The organism is Flectobacillus roseus, from assembly GCF_030056595.1.
Classification (GTDB): Bacteria; Bacteroidota; Bacteroidia; order Cytophagales; family Spirosomataceae; genus Flectobacillus; species Flectobacillus roseus.
The window spans coordinates 522,602-539,958 of the sequence record NZ_JASHIF010000004.1 but is presented as its reverse complement, the minus strand read 5'-3'; the positions used below and the strand labels follow the sequence as shown (position 1 = coordinate 539,958).

Below are 17,357 nucleotides of genomic sequence, written 5' to 3'. Positions count from 1 at the left end.
AGTCTTTTCAAATTTGCGAAACTTTATGAAGCTTTACAATACATCAGACGAGATAAATTCGAAAGGACACTATTTTGAACGAATTGCTGTAACAGGGTCCATTCTGGCGGCTGACCACGCAGGAATAATTCCCGACAAAACTCCAATAATCGTTGAGGTAAATAAACCCCAGAAAATATTTTTAAAGCTCAAAATCAAAGTCAGTGAGCCTAGCGGTAAAAAGGATAATAACCACACAATACCAATTCCTACAAAGCCTCCAATCAAACTCAACAAGACCGACTCAAAAAGGAATTGGAACAAGATAAAGTAGTTTTTGGCTCCTAAAGATTTTTGAATACCGATGATATTGGTACGCTCTTTTACCGACACGAACATGATATTGGCAATTCCGAAACCACCCACTAACAAGGAGAATAAGGCAATGAAGAAGCCACCCACATTGAGTTGAGCAAAAATTGAATCGAAGAACTTCACCGCACCATCTAGTCTATTGATAGAAAAGTTTTCTTCCTGAGCAGGTTTTAAGCCTCTTCTTCCTCGCATCAAACCCGTAACCTCACCTTCGAGTGTTTCTTGACCTGTGTCCCAATCAAAAGCTTTGATAGCGATATCTGGTTCAGGTTGATCTTTTTGGAAAACATTGGCATAGGTAGTGTAAGGAATATACGCTCTATCGTCGGGAGAACCTCCCAAGCTAATCAAATCTTCTCCTTTCAAGTTCATAGTTCCAATGACTCTAAACTTGATACCATTTACTTTAATTTCCTCTCCAATCACATCGCTTTGGTTCGGGAATAAAGCCGCTTTTACCTTGGCACCCAAAATGATAGAAAAAGCAGAATTATCCGTCTCACTCGGCATAAAGTATCTACCTTCACCAACTGGCACATCCGAAATAGCATTATAGTCATAACTTATCCCAGCCAATCGCACCTCCATACTATTGCTTTTGCGTTTTAGGGTTGTCATACGACCGTCCATAATAGAAACTGCCTGAGCATTTTCTAAGTTATCCTTCAAATACTGGTATTCGGCATACTTCATATTGGGGCGATTGATGTACTTCCACCAAGGATAGCTATTACTCATGATCCAAGGCCATTTTCCTACGTAAACAACGCCTTTACCAAATGAATCAATTTGGCTTCTGATGTTCATATTCATTGAATCCACCACCGTAAATACGGCAACAATGGAAAATATACCCACAGTTACACCCAACAACGACAGGGTTGTACGTAGAAGATTTGTGCGTAAAGCTTGCCATGCAAAGCGAAAGCTTTCAAAAATTTGTCGAAGAAACTTCATATATGCTACAAGATGAATAAACGTACGAAGACACACTTTAGAGTTTTCTCATAAATGGTAATTTAAAATTACGAGAGTGTATTCCGAAATCAAATCAAGAAATGACCAATAGCACTTTCTGACAGCATGAGTGGCAATATAAGTTTAAGACTGGAAATAAAGTTGAAAACTTTGTTCATTATTGTGACATCAAATCCTAAATTTACGGATGGTTTTACCTACTCACTAACCAATTCTTTCATAATTGTTCAAATGACATGAAAGATTAGTTATTCTAATCCTAATGGCTCAAAGGCATGTCAAAAAAGCTTACGATTTCTAATTTTCAAGACTTGCAAGTCAATTTTGCAGGCGAGTTGTACTATGATAATTCGGCAGAGCATCAAGCTCAGAAGTTGATATATTCGACCGATGCCTCTGTTTATCAAGAAAAACCTATCGCTGTGGCTGTGCCCAAAAATACAAGCGATATTCAAATTTTAATTCGTTTTGCTAACGAACATCAGGTAACACTGATTCCTCGTTCGGCAGGGACTTCCTTGGCGGGGCAGGTAGTTGGGAAAGGGATTATTGTAGATATTTCGAAGTACCTCAACCAAGTTTTGGAAGTCAATGTGGAAGAACGTTGGGTGCGTGTGCAACCTGGTGTAATCCGTGACGACCTAAACGCCTTCCTCAAACCTTATGGTTTACTTTTTGGTCCTGAGACCTCCACTTCTAGCCGTGCGATGATTGGTGGTATGATTGGGAATAACTCTTGCGGACTGCATTCGATTGTTTGGGGCGATACCCGTACACATTTACTCGAAGCGAAAGTATTGTTGAGCGATGGCTCTGAAGCTGAGTTTAAGTCCTTGGATAGACAGAGTTTTTACGAAAAAGCCAGATTGACTACTTTAGAAGGACATATATATCGAGAGGTCCACCGTGCGCTCAACAACCCTTTTATTCAGGAGTCTATAGAAAAAGCTTTTCCTAATAAAAATCTTACAAGACGCAATACAGGCTATGCCTTGGATATGCTGAGCGACAACGAGATTTTTCAACCTCAATCTACAAAACCTTTTAACTTTTGCCGACTACTTGCTGGTTCTGAAGGAACATTAGCATTTGTGACGGAGGCTAAAATCAATCTTCTTCCTCTACCTCCTACCGAATCTGCCTTGGTATGTATTCATTGTAACTCGATTGGCGAATCGCTTCATGCCAACTTGGTTGCACTGAAACACCGACCAATGGCTTCAGAATTAGTAGACAAATACATTCTCGATTTTACTAAAGGACATCACGAATATCATAAAAATAGATTTTTTATTGAAGGCGACCCTCAAGCTATCTTGATGGTTGAGTTTATGGCAGATACACAGGAACAACTTTCCAAACTGTGTGATGCCATGATTAAAGATTTGAAAGAGGCTAATTTGGGATATGCACATCCTATCATCAGAGGCGCTGACACCAAACCTGCTTGGGACGTCCGCAAAGCTGGACTGGGTTTGATTCGAAATCTACCAGGCGATACCCAACCAGTCAATCTTATCGAAGACTGTGCTGTTGCTCCTGAACACTTGCCTGCATATATTGAAGAACTTCATGCTTTACTTGAAAAACATGGTTTGAATGCCTCATATTACGCTCATGCAGGCGCAGGTGAACTACACGTAGAACCAATGATTAACCTCAAAACTGAGGAAGGAAAGCAGTTATTCAGAACGGTCTTAGCCGAAACAGCGGCTTTGGTCAAAAAATACGATGGCTCGTTGAGTGGCGAACATGGCGATGGGCGTTTGCGTGGCGAGTTTATTCCTTTCATGATGGGCAAAGAAGTCTATGATTTGTTTAGAGAGATTAAAGGAATTTTTGACGAGAAAAAGATTTTTAATGCTAATAAAATTGTAGATACACCTCCTATGAACGAATTCTTGCGATATGAAGCAGGAAAAGTTCCTAATAAGGTAAATACCATTTTCGATTTCAGCAAACAGGAAAGTATTTTAAGATTGGCTGAAAAATGTTCAGGTTCAGGAGATTGTCGTAAAACCGAAGTCACTGGCGGCACCATGTGCCCAAGTTATATGGCAACTCGACAAGAAAAAGATACCACACGTGCAAGAGCTAATATTTTACGCCAATTCTTGACCAATTCTACCCAAGAAAATCCATTTAATCATCCAGAAATCAAAGAGGTGATGGATTTGTGTCTATCGTGCAAAGGCTGTAAGGCCGAATGTCCGTCGCAAGTAGATATTGCCAAAATGAAAGCTGAATTTCTTCAGCACTATTATGATGTCAATGGTATTCCTTTCAGAACCAAAATGATTGGAAGTTTTACCAAATCACAAGCTCTTGGAATGACATTCCCTAGGGTGTATAATTTCTTTGCTCAAAACTCAATCACGAGTAAATTCATTAAAAAGACTTTGGGTTTCGCACAAGAGAGAACTCTCCCTTTGCTTGGGCACATAACACTTCGAGACTGGCAATTGAATCGCTTGAAAACACAAGCCAAACGTCAAAAAAACAGTATTAAACCATTTAACCCAAAACCAAGTAAAATTCGTAAACAAGGAAAAGTATATCTTTTCTGTGACGAGTTTACCAACTACAATGATGTTGAATTAGGCAAAGTAGCCATCAAGTTATTGACAGCTCTAGGCTACGAAGTTCATATCCCCGAACACATCGAAAGTGGACGTACGTATTTGTCGAAAGGTATGGTTAAAGAGGCGCAAAAAATTGCGATTCAAAATGTAAAACTATTGTCAAAAGCTCTCGAAGACCAAAGTCCAATCATTGGAATTGAGCCATCGGCAATCCTTACCTTACGTGACGAATATCTGGACTTGGTTCCTGCCGAGTATCGTGCGGAGGCGGAGTTGGTTGCGGACAATACTTATTTGATAGATGAATTTTTGGCACAAGAAATAGATAAAAAACACATTTCACCAGATTGGTTTACCAAAGAAAAACGCTTAATCAAATTGCATGGACACTGCCACCAAAAGGCACTTTCGTCGCTGGTTCCTACCAAAAAGCTTCTTTCATTACCTAAAAACTTTGAAGTACAGTTAATACCTTCGGGGTGTTGTGGAATGGCAGGCTCGTTTGGCTATGAGGAGGAACATTACGAAACGTCTATGAAAATTGGGGAGTTGGTGTTATTCCCAACAGTTCGTCAACAACCAGAAGATGTATTAATTGCAGCCCCTGGAACGAGTTGTCGTCACCAAATCAAAGATGGTACTGGAAGAACCGCGTTGCACCCAATCGAAATTTTATGGAATGCCTTGAACGAATCCTAAGGGATGACTCAGCAAAAAAGAATATTGACATGTTATTAGTAAAACATCTTTGGGTAATACAAATGGTTTGTCAAGCATTTGTATTATCTTTAAAGGTGTTTTTTAGAAACGTATAAGACTTGCCACTTAATCGTCATTTACTTACATTTGTAAGAGAATAACGCTCAAAATCAAGTTTTTTTGCGCAATACTTATTACAAAAGTAATTTACCCATTATTTTAATTGCCCCTTAAATACAACATCACTATCGAAAACCCGACCCTTAAGTATAGAAGCCCTTATTAAGATGAAAAAAAAATTACTCCTAACACTACTACTCAGTTATTGCCACTATAATTTTGCTCAACAAGCCATTTCGGCAGCCAAAAAAGATTCAGCCAATACCTTTATTGGTGATATGCGTGTAACCGAACGACTGGAGTCCGTTGGTACGGCTCGTAAGCAAACGGTAAACATACTTCGTTCAAAATTAGAAGTACTAGAAAAAAACAATCGAAATCCCTTAGTTGTAGAGTTCTCTTCTGTATCTAACTCCGCAGACAAATCCACGCCAACAGAAACTTTCGCTAGTCTTATTGCCAAACTAGACAAAAAATACAAAGCGGATATTCGTAGTATCGAAACAGACAATATCAGAGATATCTTTCAAATTGAACAAAAAAGCGAAATCAAAAGTCGCCATTCTGCGGTAGTTTCTGCACAATGTTTCTCCGCAAAAAATGATGGAATTTTTGTAAAAATGAATGACCTTGACGGAGAGGAAATCGTAGGATTTCCTCTCGAATCGTTCAGAGGCAACTCGCGCTATGGATTGGTTGAAAACTACCACCAAGGTTTTGCTCGCATCAAGAAAGACCAAGTGTTTGGATACTTGAATTATTGTGGCGACGAGGTGATTCCATGTCAATTTGAAAAAGCAGAGAATTTTAATGACGGAAAAGCGCTCGTCAAAAAATTCGAATGGTATTTCATAGATGTATATGGCAACGAAAGTGAAGCCCTTGAAAATGTTGTAGAAGCAAAGGCACTCAAATATGGAATTAGCGTTGCTAAATTCAAAAATGGCAAATTTGCCCTTATCGACAACTCCTACGACCAGTCAAAAAAGGTACTATCAGAATACTACGATGAAATTTTAGCCTTCAATCGTGAACTACTTAGAGTTAGAGTGGGTAAATTTTTTGGGCTTATCAAATATGATGGTACTGTCAAAATTGATCCTATTTACGATAACCTTAGCGCTACGACGGAACAAGGTAAATGGATGATTATTGAACAAAATAAAAAAATGGGTTTGATGGATACCGAAGGTAATATTCGTCTGAAGCCTATTTTTGAAAGTATCATTCCTATGCCCGTTGACCCAAGTATTGCTAGTGTCAATTTGGGCTTAGCCAAAGATGAAACTGGCTTCAAATTGGTAGATTTTAAAGACCTACGTACCAGCAAATCTTATCTTTCTATTGGAGAGTTTAACCGCTTTGGCCTAGCTCCTATCAAAGACGGGAAATATTTTGGGTTTATCAACACAGACTTAAAAGTGGTTATTGATCCTATTTATCGTAGCTTGGGAAGTTTCAACCAATACGGTTTAATTTCTGCTTGTAAAGATGTGAATAATGCTGTTCGTTGTGGCTATATCAAACATGATGGTACAGAAGTGATTCCATTGGCATATGATGAAGTTGCTAATTTCAACAAATTTGGCTTGGTAGTAGTACGAGAAAATGCCAAAAACTGTAGTATCCCAGCAGGGAACTGTAAAGTAGATATGGTTTATGATAAAAATGGAGCCGTAGTTATTGGCAAAACAAACGAAGTAGCTCCAATTGGTATTAGATATGCGACCACAGATACTATTTTCAATGGTAACTATGTGGTAGTAAAAACTTTTACACCAAACAAGGATGGAGATGAAGAAATGGAGTTTAATTTGGTAGAACGTGTATATGGGCGTCGTGTAACAACGCAAGGATATAAGTCTATTCGTAAATTTGATACTAACCAATTATTCCCAGTACAAAAAGAAGGTAAATGGGGACTCATTGACACATCGGGGCGTGTGGTTGCTAAACCCGCCTATAAAGAAATGTTATATTCGACAGAAGGTTTGTATGGTGTAAAGTTTGACAATGGTAAATATGGCTTTATCGATAAGAAAGGAAAAGTACAAATTGCCTTTGATTATGACGAAATAAGGCCTTTCAATAATGGCCTAGCAGTTGTGTCAAAAGGCAATGGAAAGCTTGGTATTATCAATAAATTCAATGCGAAAATTGCTCCATGTTCATTTACTGAAATCAATATTTTGCCAGCAACTAAGCAATTCGAACTTATAGATTCATCGGGGGGGAAGTTTATTCTAAACAGTAGCGGCGATTGTGTCACAAACTGTACGAAGTTTGATGAAATCCGTAAAATGGCGAACCAATAAGATTTTTTACTGTAATTTTGCAAAATCCATTATCCTCACCGATAATGGATTTTATTTTTCTCAATAGTCAATCTTTGTAAAAGGTCAGAAGAATTATGTATTTGCAAAATGTAACTTTCAATATCGATACGCAGGCTGAGGTAGAATTTTTGTCATGGATGAAAACTCAACATATTCCTGAAATCATGGCGACAGGCTTGCCAACCAACTTCAAAATCTTAAAATTATTGACAGAGGTACACAATGGTGGATCTACTTATTCATTCCAATATGCTTTCGAAACTAAGCAGCATTATGATATTTATGAGGCAATCCATTTTGATGGACTCATCGCCAAAGTAGATGCTCGCTACAAAGGCAAATATGTATTCTTCGCTAGTTTATTGCAGGAAATGGACGTTTAACTTCAAATTTAGTGATTGAGTAATTTAGCGAATGAGTGATTGTTTTCTAGTAGAGATGCAATGCTTTATGTCTTAAGCCAAGTCAGACATAGCATAGTCGTATTAAAAAAGCGGTCGAAAAACAATTTTCGACCGCTTTTTTAATAAAATTTATAGAATCATCCTAGTTTTAATATTCGGTTTGAAACATATCTAGCCGCAAGGCATTCCGTATCTACTGGTGAATCACTCAATTGAGAAATTTATTTCTCTTCAAGTAGTTGTATCAACTCTCCTAAAGTTCGTGGATCGCTAGGACGTTTGGCGTTTTCGTAGACTATTTCTCCTTTTTTATTAATAATCAAATACCTTGGAATCGCTTGCAATTTAAAGCGTTTGGCGGCTTCAGAGTACCATCCTCCTTTTGAAAACAAATTAAGTCCATCCATCAAAACATGCTTCTCTACCCCTTTTTTCCATAATTCCTCTGTATCGTCCACCGAGATATACAAAAACGCAATGTCCTTCTGGAATTTACTCGGAATAGATTGCATGAGTTTTTTGGAATAAGGAAATTCCTCGATACATGGCTTACACCAAGTTGCCCAAAAATCTATGTACAATATTTTACCTTTCAAACTCGACAAAGAAACACTGTCTCCTTTCAGATTTACAGCTCTAAATGAACCATCTTTTGCTTCTAGTACTTTCGCTATTTCGGCGTCTTTTGCTCCTAAAACCACACCGCATTTTTCTTTAATCACTTTTGACCACGCATCTGCAGTAGATGAGACCGACAGCGCAGCAAAAGTATTACGAGCCACCGAAGGCAAAACCTTATCACAATTGTTATAGAGCAAATACGCCAAATAATACTGATAACTTAGCAATGGCAAATGTTCTCTAGCAAAATTATGCTTATCGGTCATTGACTTACTTTGATCTTTGTACTTTTCAAAATCGTGTGCTTTTGAGTTGAAATAGGTAACATAATAACTCAAAAAGCTTCGATATGAGTCCGAAAGTAAGGCATCATCTTGCATTTTTTTGGTATCCAAATCTGCGACTAAAGTATTTGGCAAAGCCATTACCTTAGTAAGAGCGGTATTAGTATTTCCTTTAACAATCGGGTATGCCAACAGGTAATTCCAATAATTCCAGCGGATTTGATTTTCAATATATTGCTTAAACTTGGGTGAAAACTTCTCTAATCCCGTTGCTTTTTTGTAGAAATCTGACTGAGCTTTTTTAGCATCAAATAAGGTCATCTCCCATGAGTCTATTGGGATCTCGGCCATTTGAGCAAATACTTTTGTGGCATTAAAGTTATCAGCAAATTTTTCATTGAATTGCTGCAAAAAGGTATTCTCAGCATTCATTGAACCTTCAATCTGAAGTGATTTTGGCCAATCTTTTCCATCAATTTTAACTTTCACTTGATTGCCTCTTTCCAAATACAAATGAAAAACCTTTCCTCTAAAGCTCAGATCCACAATTCCTTCGTCGGCTATACCAAATTGGATAGCATCAGATATGCCAGAAGCAGCAACAAAAAAGTCTTTTCGCACCTTTGCTCCAAGGAAAAGTGGGTCATACGAAAGATATAAGGTATCTTTTCCCGTATTTGTGAGTTCGAGAGATACAACAGATTGCTGAGCCCTAGTACCAAGCGAACAACACAAGAGGATTAAAACACTCAGGATTTTTTTCATAATAAACAGTATAAGTGAGAGTTATGAATTGCGAATGCACTCACAATTCTGCATGAACATTTGTTACCAAACAATTGGCTGTTGTCCTCTGCTAACTAAGTAGGTATTTGTCTGCGAAAAATGCTTATTCCCAAACCACCCACCTTGATTGGCTGACATAGGCGAAGGGTGCTTGCATTTTAATACCAAATGCTTTTTGGTATCTATCACAGCGCCTTTATCTTGGGCATATTTTCCCCAAAGTAAAAACACAACGCCTTCTTTCTCATCAGATAAACATTTGATTACAGCATCGGTAAACTGTTCCCAGCCCTTTTTTTGATGCGAGCCAGCGCTATTGGCACGAACCGTAAGAGTAGCATTCAAAAGTAAAACTCCTTGAGTTGCCCATCGCTCTAAATTCCCTGAAGCAGGCATTTCTGTGCCTAGATCTTCTTTAATTTCTTTAAAAATATTGATTAAAGAAGGCGGAAAAGCTACTCCATCATTGACAGAAAAAGATAATCCCATTGCTTGATTGATTCCATGATAAGGATCCTGTCCTAAAATAACTACTTTTGTTTGGTCAAAAGGGCATTTATCAAAGGCATTGAAAATTAGTTTCCCAGGAGGATATATCTTTTGAGATTGGTATTCTTCTTTTATAAATGACACTAATTGTGTAAAATACGGCTTTTCGAACTCGCCTGCAAGTCTGGTCTTCCACGAAGACTCTATTTTTACATCCATACGTTTCTTGGTGTTTTTACAGAAAGTATTTAATTTTTATAAAAATTGATATGTGCTTTTTTAACAAAACTACACATTTTCACATTTTGAAACCTAACTTTGTATTTGTTAAAACAGTTGTAAAATCGGAATTATATTTATTTTTACGCTGTTAATGGATAAAGAATTTTTGCACCACTCGTACATTCATCATACCCAAATTATTAATAACATGGTCTCGGCAATTACACATGGCATTAAAGTAACTGTAGAAACGGAGTATCAACCACAATACTCTAATCCATCTCATGCCCATTTTGTTTTTTCTTATCGTATAAAAATAGAAAACGAAAGCGAATATACAGTCAAACTACTTCATCGCCATTGGATAATTGTAGATGCCAACGGACTAGAGCGACAAGTGTCGGGTGAAGGCGTAGTGGGGCAACAGCCGATTATCGAGCCCGGACAATCCCATGAGTATTCGAGCGGTTGTAATTTTAATACCTCTATCGGAAAAATGAAGGGTAGTTATACCATGGAGCGTGTTTTTGATGGAAAAAAGTTTAATGTTGCCGTTCCTGACTTTACGATGACTGTGCCTTATCGTTTGAATTAATTATTGACTATTTTGATTTTATCATATCTAAAATACCTTCTAAAAGCAGGTGATGAACATTCGGTTCATTCGCCATTTGTATTTGATTTATATTATCGTGCCATCAAATCTCGTGATGGTCGTTATTTGCAGTTGGTGCGTATTGAGCCTCCCGACGCCAATGCTCCCAAGCGCATTCAAAACAATCCAGAACATATCCAGTCGATTGAATCCCTCCGTGAGACACTAAAATCAGATTCCAGAACCATTGAAATTACAGAATTGGGTGCGGGTTCGAAGATTCATGCTGGCAATCAGCGTAAAATATCAGACTTAAGTAATACCGCCCAAAAGCCTCCCAAATATGCTCAGCTTTTAGCTCGATTGGTCGTCTACTTTCAGCCAACTACAATCTTAGATTTGGGCACTTCGCTCGGGTTAACCACCGCTTATATGGCATTGAGCGGTCAAAATGCAAAGGTGTATAGTTTTGAGGGATGTCCACAAACAGCTGCGATTGCCCAAGAAAATCTCGAGAAACTTCAAATCAGAAACGTTTCTATCATCGAAGGAAATATCGACAATACGCTTCCTGAAGCTGTCAGTAAACTTTCGTCATTGGATTTTATTTTTGTAGATGCCAACCATCGAAAAGCTCCTACCCTTTCCTATTTTGAAATTTGTTTGCCCAAAGTTCATGAAAATTCCATCATGATTTTTGATGATATTTACTGGTCTAAAGAAATGACAGAAGCTTGGGAACAAATCAAGCAACATCCTAGCGTTGGCATAAGCATTGACTTATTTCAATTTGGCATCGTACTTTTTAGAAAAACACAAGCCAAACAGCATTTTGTATTGAAATAGATAGTTTGCAAACAATTTCAGATTGGGGATTTTTGATTTCGGAAATAAAGAAGCTTTTACTTCCGAAATCCAACATCCGATATCCGAATCGTACAGGTTTGACTCAGGATTCAACACTCGAACCTACTTGTATTTTACTTTTCGAAAGAAATATAGTCCGATTAGAATAATAATTACTTCAAAAATCACAAGCGCTCGAATAATGCCTAAGGCATCTGACAAATAACCTAGAAAAATAGCAGGGATTCCAAACCCGATGTAACCTACAAACATGAATCCTGAAACGGCTCTTGCTCGTTGTTCGCCACCAATATTAGCAATAATAGCTAATCCTCCCAAATATGAAAATCCATAGGCAGCCATGCCAATTACAGAAGCTCCCAACAAAATAATAGACAAATACGATAAATAGCATCCTAAAATTACCAACCCAAAACCGACGGGAATTAGAAGATAGCCAATTTGCACAGATCTCTTAGGGTTGTGATTTCTGATAAATGGTTGCAGGAAAGCTCCTGTCCAATTGACTAGAACCAAGCAAAAACCAGCGTAGGTAGTCAGACCAATCAACGCCAACTGTCCGGGGATAATAGCAATCACAATACCTGTTACAGCCCAGCAAACGCCAATCCCTACATTTACAGGAAGTGAATTTTCTGGAAAATAAGGCAAGCGCATTACTTTTCCTCCCAAAGGTTTCAAATCTGGCAGAAAGAGCATCAAGCATAAACCAATAAGGGTTAAGCCAATCAAAATAGGATAACTAAGAGGCACTAGGGTAAATTCATGTATAACAAGCAAGGTAGTCGTGAGGGCACCTCCACTAAAACCTATCGCTGTAGAAAATGAAGCTATATTGGCCGCCTGTGTTGCTGGGTGTTCCTCTTGATTCAGAATCAATATTTCTGTCAAATAGGCTGTTCCTGTACCCATGCTCAAGCCAAGGGCTATTCCTTGACAAAAACGAGCTATAATCAAAGTATATATCTCTGGACTAAGCGTAATAGCGGTGGTAGAAATCAATGAAAATAATACACTCAATAGCATGATTTTTTTTCGACCTATCTTATCAGAAATACCTCCTAAAAAAATATAGCAAGGTAGCATTCCTACTATGTAAGAAGCCAATACCAAGGCCGTTTGTCCATTATTTAGCCCCTCATTCTGGGCATAAACCCTAAATAATGGCATCGAAACATTCACTGCAAGGGTAACTAATAGCAACGCATATGCAATAATGTATTTTGCATTTTTTTTCATTTTTCAGGATATACGAAAAATTTTGTACATGATTTAAGAAAATTATCAAAAATCATGAAAATTATTTTAAAAACTCGTAATTTAGCATACATACCCATCCATAAAACCATTGAACATTTCTACTTTTTAGAAACATCTATTTATTTGATTTTCTTGAAAATAATATTTTGTAGATGTTATGTAAAATCACAGCACTTCTCGGAATAACAATCCTTGATGTTTTCACATCTTTATACGTTTCTCAAGCACCTCATTGGTCTGGGGTGAAAAGTATTTCGGCATAAATATTTGTATATACATTTAATTTGAATACTTTCATTGTTGAAATTCAATAAAATTGTGAGTAAAAACATAGAAATTGTAAAAGTTCACAAGAAGATGCACGATTTTTGCTTGTTGTTTTCTCAAAGACTATTGCCAAATTATTGAAACCCTTTAATCAACATATATATTCTGATTTTTCAACCAGAAGCATTTTCTCTATGCGCTCTTCATACGAGAAATCAAAAGGGAACTCTTCATTAGTCAATAATCTCTGAGTATGCAGTATTGTAAGGCTGACGCCCAAATCCTTAATTTGAAACCCATAAAAACAAACGCTCGTCAACCTACATACCTACCAAATTACCATGATTTCATTTTGAAGAAATATAGCTAAGCTTGGACAAAGTTCAGGAAAAGAAGTGGCTAATACTTGATATTATTTGCTAAATCTGTCATAGTCCTATCAATGGTTTTTCCTACATGATATAGATTAGAAGCATTAAGCAAAGTATTCGTTTTGACTTCAAAAGTCTTGAGCCTTGCATTATTTTGAATACTAATCAAATAGAGATTACTAACCAGACTTTAACGTCATTATATTTTATCTATTTATGAAAAATATAGTTTTTATCAATTTTCGTGTAAAAGTGAAAGCTGGCTCTGGCTAAAATCACTTCCATGTTCAGAACACTAACCCCTAATACATAATTACCTCGTTCTGATACTCGAAACATCACCAGTGTGCATTTCGTGTCAATTTATCATTCTAACCGCCGAATGGGAGACTTTGCACTTTGACTATTATTAAACTGCTTAGATAATCACACCCCCAAAGCCAACTTTCAAATTTATTATTCAACGGAAGGTAACTGCATGGTGCGTTTTGAAATTATAGCTAAATAAATGAATCCTAACGAAATAGAGCTACTAAAAACGGAACTTGAGCGTGAAAGAGCCGCTCGTATTCAAGCTGAAACAATCTTGGACGAAAAGGCTATGGAGTTGTTTGAGTCAAATCAAAATCTGATTCGACTTAATCAGAACTTAGAAGCACAAATCAACGAAAAAGTTGCTGAGCTCGGTAAAAGTGAAATCCGTTACAAACAACTTATTGAATCTGTTCAAGATATTATATATAAAATTTCGCCTGATGGATATTTTACCTTTGTCAACCCTACTATTGAACAAAGACTCGGATATCAGGAATGTGAAATTATAGGGCGTCATTTTACAGAATTAGTGCTTCCCGAATACCGAGAATCACTCGTTAATTTTTACTACGAGATGATTGCCTCCAAACAGGAAAGCACTTACAATGAGTTTCCAGTATTTCATAAAGATGGACATATTATCTGGATTGGTCAGACGGTAAGATTGATGCTGGAAAACGAAGAAATCAACGAACTGGTGGCTGTTGCTCGAGATATTACCGATCGTAAGTCAACAGAAGAGATTCTTAAAAGTACCCAAATTCGTCTCTCCACTCTGATTTCAAATATGCAATCAGGTATTTTGGTAGAAGATGAAAGCAGACATATTATTTTAGTAAACCAGTTCTTGTGTGATACGCTTGGCTTCAACAGCGCACCCGAATCACTTGTTGGAATTGACTGTGAAAGTGCTTTGCATGAGCTTAAAAACTATTTTAGTGAGCCAGAGGAATTTGCGAGTCGTGTCAACACTTTGGTTGCAGAACAAAAATTAGTAGTCAACGAAAAGGTTAGAACAGCCGACGGAAGAATTTTAGAGCGAGACTACATTCCTATATTCATCGATGACCATTATACAGGGCATCTTTGGAGATATAATGATGTGACCGAAAACTTCAATACTCAAGAAACCATTCGTAAGAGCGAGGAAAAGTATCGTGGTATTATGAATAACATGGAATTGGGGCTATTGGAGGTGGATAACGATCAAACCATTATACGAGCTTATGATAAGTTCTGTAAAATGGTAGGATATACCGAAGCTGAGTTGTTAGGGAAAAATGCGATGGAGCTATTTCTTCCTAAAGAATTCATCACGATTATTGAAGAACAACAGAATCTTCGAAAAATTGGCGGCAGTAGTTCTTATGAATTACCGATTCTTAAAAAGGATGGCGAAATCCTTTGGACGCTCATTAGTGGTGCTCCGATTATCGACGAGCATGGAGTAACTGTGGGTTCTATCGGTATCCACTATGACCTTACTGAGCGCAAAACGCTTGAACAGGAATTGAGTTTGGCAAAACAAATTGCGGAAGATGCCCGTCAAGCTGAGAAGCAGTTCTTGGCCAATATGAGTCACGAAATTCGTACGCCTTTGAATGCTATCATTGGTATGGCTCACTTGCTGTTTGATACGCATCCTACCAATCAACAAGTGGAATACCTTGAGATTTTGAGAAGTTCAGCAGATTTCTTGCATAGTCTTATTTCTGACTTGTTGGATATGGCAAAAATTGAAGCAGGTAAAATTGAGGTCAACCATAAGGAGTTTGATCTTGTGGGCTTGCTCAAAACAGTTCAGAAAGTATTTGAAATCAAAATTGGGAATCGTCCGCTCGATGTCAACGTCATGATTGACTCAAAGATTCACGGTGCCTACGTCGGGGATGATTTATTACTCAATCAGATTCTTTTAAATATCATCGGAAACGCTGAGAAATTTACGGAAAAAGGTGAAATCAATATTACCGTTCGACAGCTAAAAGAAATCGCCAAAGACGAAGTATTATTGGAGTTCCAGATTGCAGATACAGGCATTGGTATTTCTCCAGAAAAGTTAGAATTGATTTTCCAAAAGTTCAAACAAATCAATCAGCAAGGTCATAAGCACAAAGGAACGGGCTTGGGCTTGGCAATTACCAAAGAGCTCATCGAGCTTCAAGGTGGCGAAATTCACGCTACCAGTGTAGAAGGAAAAGGTACTACCTTTATTTTCTCGTTACCTTACAAAAGAAGCGACAATATTATTATTACCGCTCCAGCACCAAGTAGTAAGCTTTCAGAAACTAAAGATTTTGAAAATGGACACATCTTGGTCGTTGAAGATAATTTGATGAATCAAAAGTATATTTCAAGTCTATTAAACAAATGGAATCGTCAATTTACAGTGGTTTCTGATGGACGACAAGCGGTAGAACAAATTCATAAACATAAGTTTGATATTATTTTCATGGATCTTCAGATGCCACATATGGACGGATATGAAGCCACCATTGCCATTAGAAGTACCCAAACACCCAATCAACATATACCTATTGTTGCCCTAACGGCGTCGGCTATGCTCGACCAAAAAGTAAAGGCAATGGCAGTAGGTATGAGTGATTTTCTACCTAAGCCGTTTGCACCGAATCAATTATTTGAAATGTTACAAAAATATAGAAAACTGTCTAATGAAGAAACTGATGATGATTTTGAAGAAATTATCCCAGTAGTTTCAAATACCGAACCCCAAACACAACAAACAGCCACCGTGGAAAACCCTATTGACTACGAGCGATTAGATGAAATGTATGAGGGAGATGTCGAATATCAAGCAGATATGTTTGATACCTTTTTAACAGATGTTTATCCCGAATTTAAAGATTTGGCGCCACTCGTGGAGCAACAAAATTTTCCAGAATTGAAAAAATTGGCTCATAAGCTCAAACCAACTTTAGGTATGGTAGGGTTAACTCAGCTCGAAAAACAACTTGTAGAAGTTGAGCGCAGAGCATTGGACAAACCCGAATATTACGACCTAAAAGCTAGGGTAGATCAATTGCTTAAGGCGTTGAACCAAATTCATCCAATTTTAGAAAACGAGTTGCAACGCTTACAAAACCTCCAATAAAATGAAGTTACGATGTATCATTGTTGATGATGAAATCATGGCCAGGAAATCCCTGCAAAAGCTATGCGAACAACATAGTGCGTTGGAGTTGGTGGCCATTTGTGAAAACGTCCAACAAGCTCTTAAAGTACTGGAACAAAACGAAATTGATTTGATATGGCTAGATGTTGAAATGCCTGAGATGACAGGGTTTGATTTGTTAGAAAAAATCACGACAACAACAACACAAGTGATTTTGACAACCTCAAAAATTGAATATGCCTACGATGCCTTTCAATATCAAGTGACCGATTACCTGAAGAAACCCATTACTGGACCTAGATTCAATCTTGCTGTAGAAAAAGTCTTAGATTTACGACAGAAAAAAGATAGCCCACTGCAACAGCATAACGAGATTTATATCAAGCATGAAGGTCGTTATATTAGGTTACCCTATTCAGATATTCAGTTTGTAGAAAATATAGGTGATTATGTGAAAATATATACGAGCAAGCAAGCTTACATTATTCACACCACGATGAAGTCACTGGAAGAGAAATTAGGAAAGCAGTTTTTACGAGTCCATCGTTCGTTTATTGTACACCTTGATAAAATCGTAGATATTGAAGAAAACAATTTAGTCATTGCCAACAAAGTAATTCCAATAAGCCGAGCGAATAAATCAGAATTGATGAATCGACTTAATATGTTATAAA

At 37.5% G+C, this 17,357-nt stretch carries 11 protein-coding genes; 7 read left to right on the top strand and 4 right to left on the bottom strand.

The annotated features are described in order from the left end of the window. Positions 1-69 precede the first annotated feature (69 nt). Complete coding sequence (locus tag QM524_RS06820; RefSeq protein ID WP_283343989.1) at positions 70-1,311, bottom strand: ABC transporter permease; 1,242 nt, start codon at positions 1,309-1,311, stop codon at positions 70-72. A 296-nt stretch (positions 1,312-1,607) separates the two neighbouring features. Here QM524_RS06820 and QM524_RS06815 point away from each other — a divergent pair, with 296 nt between their 5' ends. From QM524_RS06815 to QM524_RS06805, 3 genes are all read left to right on the top strand, one after another. Further along, positions 1,608-4,613 (top strand): FAD-binding and (Fe-S)-binding domain-containing protein, encoded by a 3,006-nt coding sequence (locus QM524_RS06815; RefSeq protein WP_283343988.1) that lies wholly within the window; start codon positions 1,608-1,610, stop codon positions 4,611-4,613. 287 nt (positions 4,614-4,900) lie between these two features. Then, positions 4,901-7,048 carry a WG repeat-containing protein gene (locus tag QM524_RS06810; RefSeq protein WP_283343987.1) on the top strand — a complete coding sequence of 716 codons (2,148 nt, stop codon included), beginning with the start codon at positions 4,901-4,903 and terminating at the stop codon, positions 7,046-7,048. Positions 7,049-7,143: 95 nt separating this feature from the next. Then, the gene (locus QM524_RS06805; RefSeq protein ID WP_095166430.1) at positions 7,144-7,452 is read left to right on the top strand and encodes a DUF4286 family protein; all 309 of its coding nucleotides are present in this window, start codon (positions 7,144-7,146) and stop codon (positions 7,450-7,452) included. A gap of 242 nt (positions 7,453-7,694) precedes the next feature. Here the strand turns inward: QM524_RS06805 and QM524_RS06800 are convergent, their stop codons facing one another. Further along, positions 7,695-9,143, bottom strand: a complete 1,449-nt coding sequence (locus tag QM524_RS06800) for a TlpA family protein disulfide reductase (protein WP_283343986.1) — start codon at positions 9,141-9,143, stop codon at positions 7,695-7,697. A gap of 63 nt (positions 9,144-9,206) precedes the next feature. Beyond that, on the bottom strand, positions 9,207-9,872 hold the full coding sequence (gene ung / locus QM524_RS06795) for a uracil-DNA glycosylase (RefSeq protein ID WP_095160081.1): 666 nt from the start codon (positions 9,870-9,872) through the stop codon (positions 9,207-9,209). Positions 9,873-10,083: 211 nt separating this feature from the next. On the opposite strand from ung, the gene apaG reads away from it, so the two are divergent. Further along, a complete protein-coding gene (apaG, locus tag QM524_RS06790; protein ID WP_095160082.1) occupies positions 10,084-10,470 on the top strand; it encodes a Co2+/Mg2+ efflux protein ApaG in 387 nt (128 codons plus the stop codon). 12 nt (positions 10,471-10,482) lie between these two features. Continuing rightward, a complete protein-coding gene (locus tag QM524_RS06785) occupies positions 10,483-11,316 on the top strand; it encodes an O-methyltransferase (protein ID WP_283343985.1) in 834 nt (277 codons plus the stop codon). Between the two features lie 123 nt (positions 11,317-11,439). Here the strand turns inward: QM524_RS06785 and QM524_RS06780 are convergent, their stop codons facing one another. Beyond that, on the bottom strand, positions 11,440-12,576 hold the full coding sequence (locus QM524_RS06780) for an MFS transporter (protein WP_283343984.1): 1,137 nt from the start codon (positions 12,574-12,576) through the stop codon (positions 11,440-11,442). Positions 12,577-13,743: 1,167 nt separating this feature from the next. Between QM524_RS06780 and QM524_RS06775 the strand changes: the two genes are divergently transcribed. Beyond that, positions 13,744-16,662, top strand: coding sequence for a PAS domain S-box protein (locus QM524_RS06775; RefSeq protein WP_283343983.1), 2,919 nt, complete (start codon positions 13,744-13,746; stop codon positions 16,660-16,662). Position 16,663: 1 nt separating this feature from the next. Then, complete coding sequence (locus tag QM524_RS06770) at positions 16,664-17,356, top strand: LytR/AlgR family response regulator transcription factor (RefSeq protein ID WP_095160085.1); 693 nt, start codon at positions 16,664-16,666, stop codon at positions 17,354-17,356. The last annotated feature ends 1 nt before the right edge of the window (position 17,357 follow it).